The 1,957-nt window shown below is 64.7% G+C and carries 3 protein-coding genes and 1 pseudogene; 2 read left to right on the top strand and 2 right to left on the bottom strand.

All coding sequences use genetic code 11. The features are described from left to right. Positions 1–272, top strand: a 272-nt coding sequence (locus tag ENZ74_RS30560; RefSeq protein WP_127313248.1) for a M20/M25/M40 family metallo-hydrolase, incomplete at its 5' end; no start/stop codon positions are given. Between the two features lie 5 nt (positions 273–277). Continuing rightward, a complete protein-coding gene (locus ENZ74_RS30555; protein ID WP_063169726.1) occupies positions 278–913 on the top strand; it encodes a hypothetical protein in 636 nt (211 codons plus the stop codon). Here ENZ74_RS30555 and truA read toward each other — a convergent pair. Next, the gene (gene truA, locus ENZ74_RS30550; RefSeq protein ID WP_063169727.1) at positions 880–1,650 is read right to left on the bottom strand and encodes a tRNA pseudouridine(38-40) synthase TruA; all 771 of its coding nucleotides are present in this window, start codon (positions 1,648–1,650) and stop codon (positions 880–882) included. The genes ENZ74_RS30555 and truA overlap by 34 nt on opposite strands. 121 nt (positions 1,651–1,771) lie before the next feature. After that, positions 1,772–1,957: pseudogene (locus tag ENZ74_RS30545) on the bottom strand (N-acetyltransferase); the annotation flags it as partial.

The raw sequence follows: 1,957 nt of genomic DNA, 5'->3' as shown, positions 1-1,957 counted from the left end.
CCCGGCCGAGCCATGTCTTCCTGACCCGTGACGACAGGCTGATCGAAACGCTGCGCGGCTCGATCAAGTCGGCGGTCGGCAAGGAGCCGACGCTGTCGACCTCCGGTGGAACCTCCGATGCGCGTTTCATCAAGGACTATTGCCCGGTGGTCGAGTTCGGGCTGGTCGGCAAGACCATGCACATGGTCGACGAGCGCGTCGCCATTGCCGACCTCGAGACGCTGACGCAAATCTACCAGCGCTTCATAGAAGACTGGTTCGGACAGGGCTGAACAGCATGCTTTCGGCGGACGAAACCCAAGCTTCGCTGACGGGCGCCTGGCGATTGATGCTCGGCAGAGCCGACGGCCTGCGCCTGCTCGACCTGTCGGCCGACGGCTTCTGGAATTCCTTCTTCGCCATTGTCGTTGCAGCACCGGCGCTGATCGTCGGCTGGGTCGGCATCGCCAACGAAATCGGCGATCCCGACGCCTTCGCGGGGCGCTTCAGCATGCTGGTGCGCCTGGCGACGGTCGACATCGGCTCCTGGGTGCTGCCGCTGGTTGCGCTCGCTTTCATCGCGCCGCGCGCCGGCATAGGCGGCCGCTTCGTCCACTACGTCGTTGCCAGCAACTGGGCTTCGGCCATCACCGCCTGGCTGATGCTGCCTTCGGCGCTGATCCGGCTTTTCCTGTCGTCCGCAAGCCAGGTTTCGAGCCTTGTGTCGCTGTTCCTCTTTGCCCTTTCTATGGTGCTGACCTGGCGCATGACAAATGCCACGATGGGCAGGGGCGCAGCGGTCGGCACGGCCGTTTTCGTCGGCATGTTCATTGCGTCGCTGCTGGTGCTGTTCGGCCTGCAGACGTTGCTCGGCATCACCGTCCCGGACGATGTCGGAGTTCAGAGCCTTTCCGGGCTCGTCTCGATCGGATAATCGACACCGGTGAGAAACAGCCCGTCGGGCGGCGCCACCTGGCCGCAGGCGGCGCGGTCGCGCGCCTCGAGCGATGTTTTCAGGTCGGCCGCGCTCCAGCCGCCGTCGCCGACACGCTTGAGCGAGCCGACCATCGAACGCACCTGGTTGTGCAGGAACGAGCGCGCCGAAGCCCTGACCTCGACCATGTCGCCTTGTCGGCTCACATCGAGCCGTTCCAGCGTCCTGATCGGGCTGTTGGCCTGGCACTGGGTCGAGCGGAAGGTGGTAAAGTCATGCCGTCCGAGCAGGACCTTTGCCGCTTCGTGCATGGCGCCGGCGTCGAGCCGCTTCGGCACCCACCACACCTTGCCCTTGTCGAGCGCGGCCGGCGCGCGGCGGTTCAGGATGCGGTAGAGATAGTGGCGGCCAATGGCCGAGAAGCGGGCGTCGAAACTGTCGGAGACCACCGTCGCTTTCAGGATGGCGATGCGCGCCCCGGCCGCCTGCAGATGGGCGTTGACGGCATCGCGCACCTTGTCGCTCGGCCACGCCTTGACGAGGTCGACATGCGCCACCTGCGCGGTCGCATGCACGCCGGCATCGGTGCGGCCGGCGGCGCGCAGCCTGATCGCTTCGCCGCAGAATTTTTCGATCGCCTGTTCGATCGCCTGCTGCACCGAAGGCTGATCCGCCTGGTGCTGCCAGCCGGCAAACAGGCTGCCGTCATATTCGATGTCGAGGCGAAAACGCGGCATTTGCGGCTAGAGCTCTCGCCTCGAGCAATTCCAGGAAAAGTGTGAAACGGTTTTCCGTTCGGAATTGCGTTAAAACAAAGAGGAGTGCAGTTCGCCGTTTCCGTGAAAACGGCTGACTGTTCTACGCGGCGAGAGCGGTGAAGGCGGAGGCGTAGACCAGCCTGCCTGCTTCTGGCGCGTCACCCCAGGCCAGCGCCTGCAGCGCTTCGCCCTGGTATTCGCTTTCGAAGTTCTCGGCACGCGTGTGGCTATAGCCGAAACGCCCGTAATAGGTGGGGTCGCCCAGCACCACGGCCAGCGTCTCACC

Source organism: Mesorhizobium sp. M7A.F.Ca.CA.002.15.2.1 (assembly GCF_003998715.1).
Lineage (GTDB): Bacteria > Pseudomonadota > Alphaproteobacteria > Rhizobiales > Rhizobiaceae > Mesorhizobium > Mesorhizobium ciceri.
This window is presented reverse-complemented; position numbering and strand designations above follow the sequence as displayed.